This window comes from Maritalea myrionectae DSM 19524 (genome assembly GCF_000423365.1).
Lineage (GTDB): Bacteria > Pseudomonadota > Alphaproteobacteria > Rhizobiales > Devosiaceae > Maritalea > Maritalea myrionectae.
Genome location: NZ_AUHV01000003.1, coordinates 260,318 through 276,561 on the forward strand (window position 1 = coordinate 260,318; position 16,244 = coordinate 276,561).

The 16,244-nt window shown below is 54.4% G+C and carries 14 protein-coding genes; 3 read left to right on the forward strand and 11 right to left on the reverse strand.

Features of this window, described 5'->3' with window-relative positions:
• Positions 1-16 precede the first annotated feature (16 nt).
• Complete coding sequence (locus tag G549_RS0107225; protein ID WP_343251107.1) at positions 17-484, reverse strand: Lrp/AsnC family transcriptional regulator; 468 nt, start codon at positions 482-484, stop codon at positions 17-19.
• Positions 485-604: 120 nt separating this feature from the next.
• Here G549_RS0107225 and ald point away from each other — a divergent pair, with 120 nt between their 5' ends.
• Positions 605-1,720 (forward strand): alanine dehydrogenase, encoded by a 1,116-nt coding sequence (gene ald / locus G549_RS0107230; RefSeq protein WP_027834468.1) that lies wholly within the window; start codon positions 605-607, stop codon positions 1,718-1,720.
• 223 nt (positions 1,721-1,943) lie between these two features.
• On the forward strand, positions 1,944-2,819 hold the full coding sequence (locus G549_RS0107235) for a LysR family transcriptional regulator (RefSeq protein ID WP_027834469.1): 876 nt from the start codon (positions 1,944-1,946) through the stop codon (positions 2,817-2,819).
• Positions 2,820-2,895: 76 nt separating this feature from the next.
• Here the strand turns inward: G549_RS0107235 and G549_RS0107240 are convergent, their stop codons facing one another.
• Both G549_RS0107240 and G549_RS0107245 read right to left on the reverse strand, forming a co-directional pair.
• On the reverse strand, positions 2,896-3,591 hold the full coding sequence (locus G549_RS0107240; RefSeq protein WP_051213524.1) for a nitroreductase family protein: 696 nt from the start codon (positions 3,589-3,591) through the stop codon (positions 2,896-2,898).
• Positions 3,592-3,688: 97 nt separating this feature from the next.
• Entirely contained in the window at positions 3,689-4,354 is a 666-nt protein-coding gene (locus G549_RS0107245) for a GntR family transcriptional regulator (RefSeq protein WP_246778354.1), read from the reverse strand.
• Between the two features lie 182 nt (positions 4,355-4,536).
• Between G549_RS0107245 and G549_RS0107250 the strand changes: the two genes are divergently transcribed.
• Positions 4,537-5,145: a carboxymuconolactone decarboxylase family protein gene (locus tag G549_RS0107250; protein ID WP_027834472.1), complete on the forward strand. Its 609-nt coding sequence runs from the start codon at positions 4,537-4,539 to the stop codon at positions 5,143-5,145.
• Positions 5,146-5,303: 158 nt separating this feature from the next.
• Here G549_RS0107250 and fdhD read toward each other — a convergent pair whose 3' ends face one another.
• The 8 genes from fdhD to G549_RS0107295 form a co-directional block, all read right to left on the reverse strand.
• Positions 5,304-6,086 carry a formate dehydrogenase accessory sulfurtransferase FdhD gene (gene fdhD, locus G549_RS0107255; RefSeq protein WP_051213525.1) on the reverse strand — a complete coding sequence of 261 codons (783 nt, stop codon included), beginning with the start codon at positions 6,084-6,086 and terminating at the stop codon, positions 5,304-5,306.
• Entirely contained in the window at positions 6,086-8,935 is a 2,850-nt protein-coding gene (gene fdhF, locus G549_RS0107260) for a formate dehydrogenase subunit alpha (protein WP_027834474.1), read from the reverse strand. Before fdhF ends, fdhD begins: the two co-directional genes overlap by 1 nt.
• Positions 8,936-8,944: 9 nt before the next feature.
• Positions 8,945-10,498: a formate dehydrogenase beta subunit gene (locus G549_RS0107265; protein WP_027834475.1), complete on the reverse strand. Its 1,554-nt coding sequence runs from the start codon at positions 10,496-10,498 to the stop codon at positions 8,945-8,947.
• Between the two features lies 1 nt (position 10,499).
• Entirely contained in the window at positions 10,500-10,943 is a 444-nt protein-coding gene (locus tag G549_RS19410; protein WP_036222056.1) for an NADH-quinone oxidoreductase subunit NuoE family protein, read from the reverse strand.
• A 185-nt stretch (positions 10,944-11,128) separates the two neighbouring features.
• A complete protein-coding gene (locus tag G549_RS0107275) occupies positions 11,129-12,517 on the reverse strand; it encodes an MATE family efflux transporter (RefSeq protein ID WP_246778355.1) in 1,389 nt (462 codons plus the stop codon).
• A 437-nt stretch (positions 12,518-12,954) separates the two neighbouring features.
• On the reverse strand, positions 12,955-14,607 hold the full coding sequence (locus G549_RS0107285) for an electron transfer flavoprotein-ubiquinone oxidoreductase (RefSeq protein ID WP_027834477.1): 1,653 nt from the start codon (positions 14,605-14,607) through the stop codon (positions 12,955-12,957).
• A gap of 148 nt (positions 14,608-14,755) precedes the next feature.
• Positions 14,756-15,103, reverse strand: coding sequence for a RidA family protein (locus G549_RS0107290; RefSeq protein ID WP_027834478.1), 348 nt, complete (start codon positions 15,101-15,103; stop codon positions 14,756-14,758).
• A 12-nt stretch (positions 15,104-15,115) separates the two neighbouring features.
• Positions 15,116-16,231 (reverse strand): NAD(P)/FAD-dependent oxidoreductase, encoded by a 1,116-nt coding sequence (locus G549_RS0107295; protein ID WP_027834479.1) that lies wholly within the window; start codon positions 16,229-16,231, stop codon positions 15,116-15,118.
• Between the last annotated feature and the right edge of the window lie 13 nt (positions 16,232-16,244).

Consider the following 16,244-nt stretch of genomic DNA (forward strand, 5'->3'; position numbering starts at 1 on the left):
GCGCACAGGCGAGGCGCTAAACCGGCAAGCCAGTCATGGGTTTCACCACCCGAATGGCCAGGTTTGATTGAATGCGCGCCACGTGAGGCAAACGCGAAAGGCGCGTACGGTGCAGGCGTTCAAAGTGATCTGCATCTTCGCACACCAGCCGCAACAAATAGTCGGACGCCCCTGCCACCAACGATGCTTCAAGAATCTCCGGTGCCGAGCGCACCGCATCCTCAAACTCAACCAAAGTCGCCTCGCTCTGGTCGGTTAAACTCACCTCCACATAAAACAACATGCCGAAGCCCAAAATATCGGGATCAAGGTGGGCATGATAACCGGAGATGAGCTTTCGCTCTTCCAACAGTTTCACACGTCGGTGGCATGCAGAGGTCGATAACCCGACCTGCTCGCCAAGTTCCTGCATTGAAATTCGGCAATCTGCCTGCAAAGACCGAATTATTCGCTTATCTAGCTGATCAAGGGAAAAAATGCCGATTTACTCCATAAAGACGAGAAATTTTACAGGTATTGTAGTTGTACGTACACAAAATTGCAATTTTTTCCGGTTGAAGTTGACCTATACTTGTCCTCAAATTCAAATGCGGAGGAGTTTCCAATGAAAATCGGTGTACCCAAGGAAATCAAAAACCATGAATATCGCGTTGGTTTGACGCCAGAGAGCGTGGCTGAGTTGATCGCAAACGGCCATGAGCTTTATGTCCAAACCAACGCAGGCGACGGCATCGGCGCAGCTGATGAAGTTTATGCCCAAACTGGCGCGACAATTTTGAGCACGGCAAAAGAAGTTTTCGACATTGCCGATATGATCGTAAAGGTCAAAGAACCACAAGCCAATGAGCGCGCCATGCTCAAGCCCGGCCAAATCCTTTACACCTATCTGCACTTGGCACCCGATCCCGAGCAAACAAAAGACTTGGTAGAGAGTGGCGCCGTGTGCATCGCCTATGAAACCGTAACCGACAGCGCTGGCGGCTTGCCCCTCCTCAAGCCAATGAGCCAAGTGGCTGGTCGCATGTCCATTCAAGCCGGCGCTGCCGCTTTGGAAAAAGCACATGGCGGTCGCGGCGTTTTGATGGGCGGCGTACCTGGCGTACATCCGGCTAAAGTCGTTGTTGTTGGCGGTGGCGTTGTTGGCTTTAACGCCGCGCAAATGGCTGTTGGCATGCACGCTGACGTGACCATTCTGGATCGCAACCCAGCGCAACTCGAGCGCTTGTCGAACCATTTCGAAGCCAGTGCGAAAGTGGTGTATTCCACCAAAGCGGTTTTGGAAGAACTGGTGGCAGAGGCTGATCTGGTGGTCGGCGCCGTATTGGTCCCCGGTGCGGCAGCACCGAAATTGGTGACCCGCGAAATGTTGAAAACCATGCAGCAAGGTGCTGTGTTGGTGGATGTGGCGATTGACCAAGGCGGTTGCTTTGAAACATCAAAAGCCACCACACATGCTGACCCAACCTATATCATCGACGATGTGGTGCACTATTGCGTGGCCAACATGCCCGGCGCGGTTGCCCGCACATCAACCTACGCGTTGAACAACGCCACATTGCACCACGCGGTGCAAATCGCCAACAAAGGTTGGAAGCAAGCGTTGAAAGACGACGCGCATTTGAAAAACGGCTTGAACGTTTGCGATGGCAAAGTCACCTGCGCGCCAGTGGCCCGCGATTTGGGCTATGATTTCGTCAGCGCGGATAGCTTTTTGGTCTAGCCTGACCGATCAAAAACAAAGCATTGGAAACCGCTCGGGAAATTCCTGAGCGGTTTTTTTATGGAACTGATCCGACCGTTCTATTGTTCCGTATATGTGAACAGATAAGCTAATTTTACGCATTAGATTAAAGAGCAATATAGCAAATCGTCCAATTGACATTGTTCGCGAAGATTAGCTGAATAATAATTAATCCTGACCTTTTGTTTGAAGGGGTAATATAATGGACATGCTCAACGCAATGCAGACATTTGTCGCTGTTGCCGAAAACCACGGGATCACGGCCGCCTCAGAACGGCTTGGGTGTTCAAAAGCCATCGTATCGCGCACCCTGAGCCTTTTGGAAGAACGGCTGGATGTCCGGCTGCTGAATCGCACCACACGGCGCGTTTCACTCACCGAAGCGGGCAGCGAATATCTCGAGCATTGCCGCAATATTTTGGAACAAAACGCCGAAATCGAAAGCCGGTTTGCCGAAAAAAGCCTGGAGCCACAAGGCCGCCTACGCATCGCGGTGCCGGTCACTTTCGGGTCACAATATGTCGCCCCGCTATTGCCTAAATTTCTCGAGCGCCACAATAAGGTGCAGGTCGATTTGCACATGTCTGACCGCTATGTCGACATCATTGAGGAAGGCATGGATATGGCCATCCGCATTGGCGCGACAGGATCGGACTCGCTGATCGTGCGCAAATTCGCCGAAACACACCATAAGCTGGCCGCCTCACCGGAGCTGATAAAGAAAATGGGCGGCAAGCCAAAGGATGTGAGCGAACTGAAAAACTGGCCTTCGATCACCTATTCCTTGCGCCAAAACTCGCCAAACTGGCAAAATTTCCGCGTCGCGCCGGATACCATCCGCACCAGCACCAACAATGGCGACACCATTGTCACCTTGGCCGAAGCAAGTGTTGGCTATTGTTATCTGCCCACCTTCATCCTCAACCCAGCGTTGGAGCGGGGCAGCCTCGTGCCAATGCTGGAAGATGAAGTGATCGATACAACACCGCTTTATGTGCTCTATCCCCACCGTCGTCGATTGCCGCTGAAAACACGTGTGTTCATCGACTTTATGGTCGAGAATTTTTCCGACCTGTAAATGAAAAAGGTCAGCTGTCCAGAGCTGACCTTTCTTCGCTTAGAGCCGAGGCTCAATGGCTGATCAGGCCAAACCTTTATTCATAAAAGGTCGCGATCTCTTCTAAGGGCTTTTTCTCCGTCGCGTGACGGGGGATCTTGGCGTTTTCGTCCGGATACCCCACCACCAACAAGATATACGGCTTGTCCGATGTCGGCCGATCGCAAATCTCATTCAAAAAGCTCATCGGGTTGGGCGTGTGGGTCAACGTGGCCAAGCCAGCTTTGTGCAAAGCGACAAGCAAAAAGCCCGTGGCGATGGATACAGATTCGGGCACATAATAATTCTTATATTTCTTGCCATCTGCGCCATAGCTGCGCCGCTCGCCAAAGATAGCGATCAGCCAAGGTGCTTTTTCCAAAAACGGCTTGGACCGATCCGTACCGATAGGCTTTAGCGCTTTCAGCCATTCTTCGCCCGCGCGTCCGGCATAAAAGGTTGTTTCTTCAATCTCAGCCTCTTCGCGGATGCGCTTTTTCATGTCTGCATCACCAATCACCGCAAAGTGCCACGGCTGATGGTTGGCGCCATTCGGCGCCGTGCCCGCAGCCTTCAAGCACGTTTCGATGATGTCGCGCGGCACAGGCCGGTCAGAAAATTCCCGCACCGTGTGCCGCTGCTTAATGTCCTCATAAAAAGCCTTTGCCGCTTCGCGCATGTCCGCCACCGGCATCTCTTTGTAGTCAGGTAAGTCAATCGGCTCAAAATCCTGCCCGAATTGCTGGTCAACCATCCCATCCCCCAATTTATTGTCTACCATTATTGTCTGACAATATCAAAAACCACATTTCTGTCAAGCAGAGACCGAACGCCACCACTCAAAATCGATATTAGGCTTGGGACGCGGGCTCTAGCTTGAAATGACTGCTGGGCAAGGCTTGCACCATGTCGCCCGCATTCAGAATGTGCTGGCGCATGGCGGCTGCCGCTTCAAGACTGCGCCCCGCCACCATATGCTCCACAATAACGCGGTGATCTTGGTTGGTGCGAAACACAGATTGTTGGTCCACCAACACGCGAAATTGCAGCCAATAGATTGACGTTTCAAACTGCAAAATCACACTTTGCAGATATTCATTATCAGCCAGCTCCGCCAAATAATGGTGAAATTCAGTATTGAGTTGGGAAAATGCAGTCAGGTCACGCGCCTCTTCCGCCGCATCCATTTGGCGCTGCAAATCAAGCACATGATCCGGCGACGCCTGCACAAATGGCGTGGCCAATTCAACCCCTAAAGCCTCCAACGTGCCGCGCAAAACATATAGGTCCTGCACCTGTTTACGCGAAAATTGCCGCACGCTCACGCCACGATGGCGCTCTGAAATCAGCAACCCCGCAGCAATCAAACGCTGAAAGCCTTCACGCACCGTACTGCGACTCACACCCAGATTTTGAGTAAACTCAGCCTCGACCAACCGCATCCCCGGCGCCAAACGCCCGGTCCGCACCGCATCAGTGATCATCTGCACAACAGATTCTACGCTGGATTCTGACACCAGTTACCCCCAAAAATTTTCGCCCTAGCGCGCACGCTAAAAAGAAAGAGTCCTCTTTGCAACCAAATTGCAATGCAATTCTACCAGTTTTCAGTGAATTTTTCAGTATAAATGCGTAAAAATCTACATTATTGTCCGACAATATAGCCAAACGATAGAAATACCATTGGGGGGATAGATTTATGGCATGGATCAAGACAATTCCATTCGATCAGGCAACCGGTCGGTTAAAGCAGCTTTATCAACGTGTGACCGGGCCCGACAATAATGTCGATAACATCATGATGATGCACTCTTTGCGCCCCCATTCGATGGAAGGGCATATGGCGATCTATAAATATGTGCTCCACCACGCCAACAACACCATTCCAAAGTGGTTTTTGGAATGCATCGGCACCTATGTCAGTTTCCTCAATAAGTGTAATTACTGCTTCGAACATCATTTCGTCGGCATGAAGCGAAATCTCAATCATGACGACCGCGCGGACGCGATTAAAGCCGCTATTGCGCGCCATGACATCTCAAGCGCCCCGCTTTCCCATCAAGAATTGGCCGCCCTCGCCTACGCGCAAAAGCTCAACAACCAGCCCGGCGAAATGGTGGAAGCCGATGTCGCCGCCTTGCGTGATGCAGGCTATGATGACGGGGAGATTTTAGAGATCAACCAAGTGACCGCCTATTTCGGCTATGCCAACCGCACCGTGCTCGGCCTCGGCTGCTCCACCGATGGCGACATTATCGGCCTGTCGCCCAACAATTCCGACGATCCGGATGATTGGAATCATAGTTAGGCCCTCCTCAACCCACATTCGTCATCCCCGCGCAGGCGGGGATCCAGTCAAGCGCAACCCAAGGCACACAAAGCCAACGACTTGCCCGCAGATAGTCCCATCTGGATTCCCGCCTACGCGGGAATGACGTGGAAGTAAGCTGAAGCGGCGGTGTGAGCCTAAAACCGCGCAATCCCACTCGGCGCGCGCGCATAAAGCTGCAGCCCCGCCTCTTCCGCCTTATCCAGCGCCAATGCGGTCGGTGCGGAAATCGACAGCAACGCCCCCACATTATGCCGCGCCGCCTTTTCCACAATTTCAAAGGAACAACGGCTGGAGACCATCAAAAATCCGTCAGGAAAAGCCTCGCCCGCCGACACAGCTCGCGCCCGTGCCCCGAGCAGCTTATCCACCGCGTTGTGGCGGCCCACATCCTCACGCACCGCAACAATGTCGCCGGCGAGCGACACCCACGCGGCGCCGTGCACCGAGTGGGTTTGCTGATTAAGCTGTTGATGCGCCGAGAAGGCGGCCATGGCTTTGTCCATCGCGTCCTTGGCTGGCGTCACCGCAGTCACTTTGGGCAATTTCGCCAAAAACTGGTCCGCATTGTCCAGCCCACACAACCCGCACCCGGATGCGCCCACAAGATGCCGCCGTCGCTGGGTTAAATCCAGCCGCTCCAGCCGCTTCTCGTCAATCTCCATATGCAAATCAATGCCCAGCACATTTGTCTCGGCCCGCACAGATTTGATCTCGGATGCACCGGACACAACCCGTTCGCTGATGGAAAAACCATAGGCAAAGTCGGTTAAATCCTGCGGACTGGCCAGCATCACGGCATAATTGCGCTGGTGATAGACCAGGGCCAACGGGCACTCATTCGCCAATTGCCATTGATCGCGCGTGCCATCAATGTCGATCTCGACAGCCCGCGCCACCTCTTGCTCATGGTCCGCCACTATTCAGCCGGCTCTTTCGACTCGTCCATCAATTGGCGCAAACTTGGCGTTTCCAACTCATATTGCTCTTGCCACTCGGACTTGTGGTTGGCCGGGGCCACTTCCACCGCGGTCACCTTATATTCCGGACAATTGGTGGCCCAGTCTGAATTTTCCGTGGTGATCACATTTGCGCCCGTCTCCGGATGGTGGAAGGTGGTATAAACAACACCCGGTGCCATCCGCTCGGAAATCACAGCCCTCAGGCTGGTTTCACCCTTGCGTGACCGTAAGGACACCCAATGGCCATCGCGAATGCCCCGCGTTTCGGCATCACTGGGATGGATTTCCAACACATCCTCGCCCCACCAATCAATGTTGGAAGTCCGGCGCGTCTGCGCGCCGACATTATACTGACTCAAAATCCGACCCGTGGTCAGGATCAGCGGGAATTTGCGGTTGGTTTTCTCAGTGGTCGGCACATATTCAGTGACCACAAAGGCCCCCTTGCCGCGCACAAAGCCATCGACATGCATGATCGGCGTACCGTCCGGCGCATCATCATTGCATGGCCACTGCACTGAGCCTTCGCGATCCAGTCGCTCAAAGCTCACCCCGGCAAATGTCGGCGTCAGCGCCGCAATCTCATCCATGATCTCGCTGGCATTAGCATAGTTCATTTCAGCATAGCCCATCTCATTGGCGAGCCGCTGCGTCACTTCCCATTCTTCCAGCCCAGTCGCAGGCTTCATCACCGGCCGCACACGGTTGATCCGACGTTCCGCATTAATGAACGTCCCGTCTTTTTCCAAAAAGCTGGTGCCCGGCAAGAAGACATGGGCGAACCGCGCTGTTTCATTCAAAAACAGGTCCTGCACAATCAGCATATCGAGCGAGCGCAAAGCCTCCTCCACATGCTTGGTGTTGGGATCAGACTGAGCGATATCCTCGCCCTGTACATACATGCCCTTATAATGGCCAGAAATGGCTTCATCGAACATGTTGGGAATGCGGAAACCCGGTTCCCCATCCAACTCGCGCTGCCAAGCCTGTTCAAAGCTGCCGCGCACCTCGTTATCCTCAATACTGCGATAACCAGGAAGTTCGTGCGGGAAGGAACCCATATCGCATGAGCCCTGCACATTGTTCTGCCCACGCAGCGGGTTCACGCCCACGCCGCGCACGCCAATATTGCCAGTGGCCATCGCCAGATTGGCCATGCCCATCACCATGGTGGAGCCTTGGCTGTGCTCGGTGACACCCAAGCCATAATAAATCGCAGCCTTGCCGCCCGTAGCGTATAGCCGGGCCGCCTCGCGGATCGCATCCGCATCCACGCCGCATTCCGCGGCCACGCTTTCGGGCGAATTGATCTCATCGGTGATGAAATCAAACCATTCCTTATAGCTCTGCAAATCGCAGCGCTCATCCACAAAACCCTGATCCATCAAGCCTTCTGTTGCGACAACATGGGCGATCGCATTGATCAGGGCCACATTGGTGCCCGGCTTCAGTGGCAGATGGTAATCTGCCTCAATATGCGCAGACCGCACCAAATCGATCTTGCGCGGATCAGCCACGATCAGCTTCGCCCCCTGGCGCAGCCGCCGCTTCATCTGCGACGCAAAAACCGGATGCGCATCGGTCGGGTTGGCCCCGATCACCATGATCACATCGGCTTCTTCAACTGAGTCAAAATCCTGTGTCCCGGCGGACGTGCCAAATGTCTGCTTCAAGCCATAGCCGGTGGGCGAATGGCAGACGCGTGCACAGGTATCCACATTATTGTTGCCAAAAGCGGTGCGGATCATTTTTTGCACCACCCACACTTCTTCCGCGGTGCAGCGTGATGAGGTGATGCCGCCAATGGACTTACGCCCATATTTCTCTTGCGCCTTCTTCAAGCCGTCAGCGGCAAATTTGATCGCTTCGTCCCAGCTCACTTCGCGCCATGGATCGGTGATCTTGTCGCGGATCATGGGTTGCGTGATCCGGTCTTTATGGGTGGCATAGCCCCAGGCAAAACGGCCCTTCACGCAGGAATGGCCATGATTGGCCTTGCCGTCCTTATACGGCACCATGCGGATCACCTGATCACCACGCATCTCCGCCTTGAACGAGCAACCAACGCCGCAATAGGCGCACGTGGTCAACACAGTTCGGTTTGGCACCCCATGGTCAATCACGGCCTTTTCTTCCAAGGTCGCGGTCGGGCAGGCCTGCACACAAGCGCCACAAGACACGCATTCAGAGGAGAAGAAATCTTCGGTGCCCAACGCCACTTTGCTGTCAAACGCCCGACCAGAAATGGTCAGTGCCAGAGTGCCCTGCACCTCGTCACACGCCCGCACGCAGCGCGAACACACAATGCATTTGCTCGGATCAAAGGTGAAATAGGGATTGCTCTCATCCTTGGGCGCATCAAAATGATTTGCCCCCTCATAGCCATAGCGCACATCGCGCAGGCCAACCTCGCCCGCCATATCCTGCAATTCGCAATCGCCATTGGCGGCGCAGGTCAAACAATCGAGCGGGTGGTCGGAGATATAAAGCTCCATCACCCCGCGGCGCAGTTTTTCGAGGCGCGGCGTTTGGGTGGACACGCTCATGCCATCGGCCACAGGCGTGGTGCAGCTCGCCGGGGTGCCTTTGCGCCCCTCAATCTCCACCAGACATAAGCGACATGAGCCAAACGAGTTCATGCTGTCGGTGGCGCAGAGTTTGGGAATATCCAAGCCCACCGTCGCCGCCGCGCGCATCACGCTGGTGCCTTCCGGCACATTCACCTCAAACCCGTCAATGGTCACCGACACTTGCTTGTCGGACTTCGATGCGGGGGTGCCAAAATCTTTTTCTTTCAGGATCGACATATCGTCCTCCTATTCCGCTGCACGGACAGCTTGGTCTGGCTCAAAATCGTCTGGAAAGTGCTTTTTCGCGCTCATCACGGGGATCGGGGTCATCCCGCCCATGGCGCACAAAGAGCCATCCACCATCAACTCGCAAAGGTCATCGAGCAGCACCATATTTTGCGCCCAATCCTCGCCTTTGGCAATGCGTTCCATCACCTCGGTGCCGCGCACCGCGCCGACACGGCACGGCGTACACTTGCCGCAGCTCTCTTCCGCACAGAATTCAAAGGCATAATGCGCCTGCTCGCGCAGATTGACCTGATCATCAAAAACCACCAGCCCGCCATGACCAACGCCTGCCCCATGTTCGGCCAGCGTTTCATAATCCATCGGTAGATCTAACAGGTCCTCCGGCAAATAAGCGCCCAATGGCCCACCAATCTGCACGGCGCGAAACGGTCGACCGCTCCGCGTGCCGCCACCAAAATCTTCAATCAAAGTGCGCAGCGAGAGGCCAAAGGCTTTCTCCACCAAACCGCCCTGAGCAATATTGCCCGCCAGTTGAAATGCCAATGTGCCTTTGGATTTGCCCATGCCATAATCGGCGTAATATTCACCGCCTTTGGCCAGAATGATCGGCACACTGCACAGGGAAATCACATTGTGCACAAGGGTCGGCTTGCCGAACAGGCCTTCCAGCGCTGGCAGCGGCGGTTTCGCCCGCACCTGTCCGCGCTTACCTTCCAAACTGTCGAGTAACGAGGTCTCTTCACCGCAAATATAAGCGCCCGCACCGACAAACACTTCGAGATCAAATGCCTGATTCGATCCCAGAACATTGTCGCCCAACAGATTGTTTTCTTGGGCAATTTTGATCGCTTGATTCAATACTTTAAGTGCGACCGGATACTCCGAGCGCAGATAGATATAGCCCTTGGTGGCGCCCACGCCCAACCCGGCAATCGCCATGCCTTCGATCAGGCAAAACGGGTCACCTTCCATGATCATCCGGTCGGCAAAAGTGCCGCTATCGCCTTCGTCGGCATTGCAAACAATATATTTCTGGTCGGCCTCGGCTTCGCTCACGGTCTTCCATTTGATGCCCGCCGGAAAGCCAGCACCGCCGCGCCCGCGCAAGCCGGACAACATCACATCGCCAACAATTTCCTCGCGGTTCAATTCAATAGCCCGCTTCAACCCGGCTAAGCCGCCATGTTCTTCATAAGCGTCTATATCCAACGGATCGATTATGCCGCAGCGCGCAAAGGTCAGCCGTTCCTGCTTCGCCAGGAATGGATGTTCATCCACTTCTCCAATGCAACTTTCATGTTCAGCCTTGGTCAAAAAGTCCGCCTCAAACAGAGCGGCCACATCGCCCTCATCCACATTGGCAAAGCCGACCCGCTTGCCTTCCTGCTCAACCTCAACCAGCGGTTCCAGCCAATGCATCCCGCGCGAGCCATTGCGCACCAATTGCACAGAGGCATCGCGCTTTTGCGCTTCGCTCAAAATCGCTTCGGCCACCTCGTCGGCCCCAAGGGCAACGGCGGCGCTGTCTAAAGGCACATAAATTTTGATCATGCTATGCCTCCACCCGCTTGGCGATTTTGTCTGCGTCAGCCTTAGCCACCAATTTGCCGTTCACTTCGGCTGCAGGCGACACCGAGCAAAGCCCAAGGCAATAAACCGGCTCAATCGTCAGATCCCGCGCCAAATCCGTTTCGCCCAGCTTCAGGGCAAAGCGCTCCTCCAGCGCCGTCACCAGCTCACGTGACCCTACAGACTGGCAGCTCTCCGCCACACAAACGCGCACATGATTTGCACCCGCCCGCTGGTCACGGAAATCAGCATAAAAGCTGATCACGCCTTTCACTTCGGCTTTGGTTTGGTTGAAAAGGTCTGCCGCCACGGGCAGCACATCCTCAGGCAAATAACCCAACTCTGCTTGCACCGCGTGCATCGCCGAAATCAGGCCGCCTGTTTCGCCCACATAGGGCGCAATAATGTTGTGCAACTTCTCTGTCATGGCGATAGCTTCCCCCTCCCCCGTGCAACCGTCAAGCGGTTGATGCGTCATACCTTTGTTCAGGGCAGCCGAAATTCTAAGCCGCATGCGCCCTAAATCATTTTAACCTTAAAATAAATGTGGGCGCAATCCAATTCTACATCGAATTTGCCACGCAACCAAATGACAATTGGTTGAGCAGCAACTTACCCATATCGCACCAAGCCCAGCCGATCGCGCTGCGCAAACCGTATGGTCAACAACACAGCCACCACCGCAAGGCCAAGCGCCATGCCTGCCCACACGCCAATGCCGCGCCATTCAAACACGAAGCCGAGCAAATAACCCACGGGAATGCCCACAACCCAATAGCCAAACAAAGCTATGGCCATCGGCACTTTGGTATCTGAAAGGCCACGCAAGGAGGCCGCAGCCATCACCTGCCCGCCATCCACTAATTGGAAAACGCCGGCAATCATGATGTAGGTCACCGCAAAGTTGAACGCCGCAACATTCTCCGGGTCGGCCGGATTCAGGAAGAACTGGACAAAAAACCCAGGAAACAGAATATACAACATGCAGGTGAACACCATAAAGCCAACACCCATGGCGATATTGGTCCAGCCAGCAACCATCACCCCGATGGGCGACCGACGCCCATGGCAAATGCCAACACGCACCGTTGTGGCTTGGCTAATGCCCAGTGGCACCATAAATGAAATCGCGGTGATCTGTAGCGCGATCGCATGGGCGGCCAGCTCCGGCTTGCTCAGCCAGCCCATCATAAAGGCGGCCACGGAAAACATGCCGACCTCCGCCATCAACATAAAACCGATGGGGACGCCCACGCGGATCACATCGAAAAAGCGCTGCCAATCCGGTTTCCAAAAGCGCTGCAACAAATTGTAATCTTTAAAGCGCTTGAGCGCGAGCGCATAAAACAGCGCAAACAGGAAGGTGGCGCTGTGCACAATCACAGTTGAGATACCAGCCCCCAACAGCTCCAGCCGCGGCAGGCCAAAATTGCCGAACATCAGGCCATAATTACCAATAATGTTGAGCACGATCCCCACCAACGTGGCAAACAGAACAACCATGGTGATATTATGCGCCGCCAAGAACGAACGCATCACCGCGAACAGCAGGAAGGGATAAAACTGAAAGGCCCCAACCCGGGCATAGGTCTCCGCCAACACGGCAATGTCTGGCTCCTGCCCCAGCAGCAAAAAGATATGATCAATTTGCAGCATGAAGGGAATGACGATTGTGCTGAACGCAATGCACACCCAAAAGCCCTGACGCACCGTGCGGCGCACCGAAACCTCATCTTCCTCACCAATGGCTTTCGCCATCATGGGCGCAACAGCTGTCACCAGCCCCATGCCAAAAATCAGGAAGAAAAACATAAAGGAGTGCGCCAGCGCCCCGGCGCCCAAAAATTCAGGCCCAAGCCAGCCCATCATAATCACATCTGACGTGCTCAACCCGATCTGCGCCAATTGCGCCAACACCAACGGCCACGCCAACTTAAACGTCGCCCGCGCCTCATCCGTCCACATATTGCCCGCGCCCTGGGCATTTTGCACTTGTGCCACAGCTAAATCCCTCGATCATATAGTTCTGGATCGCCTGAGAGGCGCAAATCGCGCGTGAGGCCAGAAATTAGTATGGCTGAAAATCTGTCAGCCGGATTTAGATTTGGCAAGATGTGATCTAAAAATTTTCATCAAAAATAAGCCAAAGGTGTTTGGAAAGAAAAAATGGTGGCCAAAAGGTCACCATTTGGGAACCTAAGGCGAAGCCCCCACACGCGCATTTCCCCTCACCCGTCACCACCGGGCTTGATCCGGTGGTCCATGCAGCATTTGTAGTCTTGTGATCGAAAGTTATGGTCTTGGCCCATGTCTGCGCCAACTGGCCAAACGCAAATGGATTACCGGATCAAGTCCGGTAATGACATGGGTTTGTAATGACGGGCAGCGTCATTCAAGCCAATCCACACAGCAAGTGCGCCTCTGGCCGAAATCGCAACCTACATATTCGGATAATTCGGTCCCTCACCGCCTTGCGGGGTGGTCCACACAATATTGCGGGCCGGGTCTTTGATATCGCAGGTTTTGCAGTGCACGCAGTTTTGGGCGTTGATCACAAATTTCGGGCCATCGTCGCCCTTCTGCTCCACCACTTCATAAACCCCGGCCGGGCAATAGCGCTGCGAGGGCTCATCATATTCCGGCAGCGTTTTTTCAATCGGCACTGACGGATCTTTGAGCTTCAAATGACAAGGCTGCTCTTCCGCGTGGTTGGTGAACGAAAAGCTCACATTGGTCAGCCGATCAAAGCTCAGTTCCCCATCCGGTTTTGGATAGGTCAGCTTTGGATAATCCGCCGCTTTGCCCGTGGCTTCCGCATCGGAAACACCGTGACTCTGCGTGCCGAACAGCGGCTTGCCGAACAGTGAGGCCCACCACATATCCATGCCCGAAAGCATAACGCCCAATGTGCCCTTTTTGCCCAAAGACTTCACATTGCGCACCTTGTCGATATCTTTGTAGATCGGGCCAGTTCGCACTTCAGTCTCGTAAGCGGTCAACTCGTCGCCCGCGCGCCCATCAGCCAAGGCCTCAATCACAGCATCAGCCGCCGCAATGCCAGACAGCATCGCATTATGATTGCCTTTAAGTCGCGCAAAATTGAGCGTGCCTGCCGCACAGCCCAAAAGCGCGCCGCCGGGGAAAACCATTTTTGGCAGCGATTGAACACCACCCCCGGAAATCACCCGCGCGCCATAGGCGGTGCGGCGACCACCTTTCAGCAGCTCGGCCACATGCGGATGGTGCTTAAATTTTTGGAACTCACCGTACGGGAACAAGTGCGGATTTTTGTAATCCAGATGCACCACAAACCCGACATAAACCTGATTATCTTCCAAATGATAGATAAAGGAGCCGCCGCCCGCATCCTTGTCCAGCGGCCAACCCATGGAGTGTTCCACATGCCCAAGCTTGTGCTTGGCCGGATCAATCTCCCAAATCTCTTTCATGCCCAGACCATATTTCTGATGGTCAGCATCTTTCGCCAGATCAAACTTCTCAATCAATTGCTGCGACAGAGACCCGCGCGCACCTTCTGAGAAAAACACATATTTGCCGCGCAACTCCATGCCCGGCTCATAGTTTGGCCCCGGCGTGCCATCCGGGTTCAGGCCGAATTCGCCGGCCACAACGCCCGCCAATTCGCCATTCTCGCCATAAACAAGTTCAGACGCCGCAAAACCTGGGAACACCTCAACGCCAATCGCTTCAGCCTGCTCGGCCATCCACCGGCACACATTGCCCATGGACACGATATAGCAGCCCTTATTGCTCAAAAGCGGCGGCATAAACGCGTGCGGAATGGTCTTTTTGCTATTATCGGAAAACACATGGAAATGGTCCGTGCCGACGGCGGTTTTGATCGGCGCATCTTTTTCCTGCCAATCAGGGATCAATTCATTGAGGCCGGACACATCCAAAATCGCGCCGGACAGAATATGCGCGCCAACTTCGGAGCCTTTTTCCAGCACCACCACAGAAACATCATCGCCCGCTTTTTGCTTGATGCGTATCGCCGCCGAAAGCCCCGCGGGCCCCGCGCCAATAATCACCACATCATATTCCATTGCTTCGCGTTCGATTTCTGCCATGCTGTTCCCCTGAAACCTTATGCCTTTAGGTTGTGCGCAACGCGCATTATTTAAACCCTAAAGCAAGTCATACCGCAAACAAACCGGGCTGCCAATTGACCCTTTTGCATAAACAAATGCGCAATTGGCATCAGCAGCCCTATTTTTGCTAAACTTTAGCGGCGGTGATCATGATCTCTACATCAAAATCAGGCGTCGCCAACTTGCTTTCGCCACACGCGCGCGCAGGTGGGTTGGCTGGATCGATCCATGCATCCCAAACTGCATTCATTTCGTTGAAATGCTTCATGTCTGAAAGCCAGATTTCCGCCTTCAGCACATTTGATTTAGACGTGCCAGATTCAGCCAGCAAACGGTCAATCTTGTCCAAAATGCTTTTGGTTTGCTCTTCAATGCTCGCAGCAGGCGTGCCCACTTGGCCCGCCAAATAGACCATATTTTCAAAGATAACAGCTTGGCTCATGCGTGAACCGGGTTCGATGCGTTTAATGCTCATTTTTTCTTCCTCTTAGTGTTCAAATCGCGCAGGCGAAAGGCTGTCCACCAGCCATTGCTCTGCAAATGTAGGTAATTCCACTTCCATCAATTGGCAGGCTGCCAATTCTGACAGGGCCGCGGAGGTCTGAATGCCATATCCACCTTGCCCTGCAAGCCAGAAAAAGCCTTTTTGGTCCGCTGAATAACCAGAAATTGGGGTACCGTCTGGCGGAAACACCCGCAGTCCGGCCCAGCTATGCTCCAGCCGGGTCACTTCAAAATTCATCATCTCTTCAAAGCGAAAAAGCCCTTCGGCCAGCACCATATCGTCAACAAAGGCATCATGCGGTTCGACCAGATCCTCATCGGCGGGCGACACCAGAAACTGCCCCGCATCGGGCTTCATATACCAAGTCTCCCCGGCATCAACCAGCATTGGCCAATGCATGGATTGTTCCGGCTGTGGCGAGGGCAAAACACCAATCGACCGCCGTTTGGGCTGCAAACCAACCGGGCGCACGCCACACCGTTCAGCCACCACATCACCCCACGCACCAGCAGCATTGACGATTTTGTCCGCCTCGACTGGCCCGGACTTTGTCTCCAAAACCCAATGGCCCGATGCATTACTGCCGGAAAGCACTTCGCTGTCCGTGCGCACCTCACCACCATTTTGCTTGATCTGCTTTAGCCAGCCCTGATGCAGGCCCGCCACGTCCAGATCTTTCGCATTGGGTTCGTGCGCTGCGGCCACAAGCTGCTCTTTGTTCAGCAGCGGCATCATCTCGATCGCCTGCTCCACGCTGATAGGGATCAACCCCTCGCCGGCCGACAGCAACTCGTCCAAATGCGGTTTGTGCGCTTCATTGGCCACAAACAAAATGCCCCGATCACCCAAAACGGAATAATCGAAAATCTCTTTCGGCGGATTTTGGAAATATTGGAATGACGCGCGGCTGAGCGCCCGAATGGTGTCATTGCCATAATTTTGCACGAAAATCGCAGCGGATCGGCCCGTGCTGTGCACGCCGGGTCGGTCCTCTGATTCGAGCAGAACAATTTTCAGCCCACGCTGCGCCAGTTGCGCACCTATGCCTGCCGCCGCAATCCCTGCGCCGACAATGGCCACATCATACTTCTCTGCCAATTTTAAAACTGTC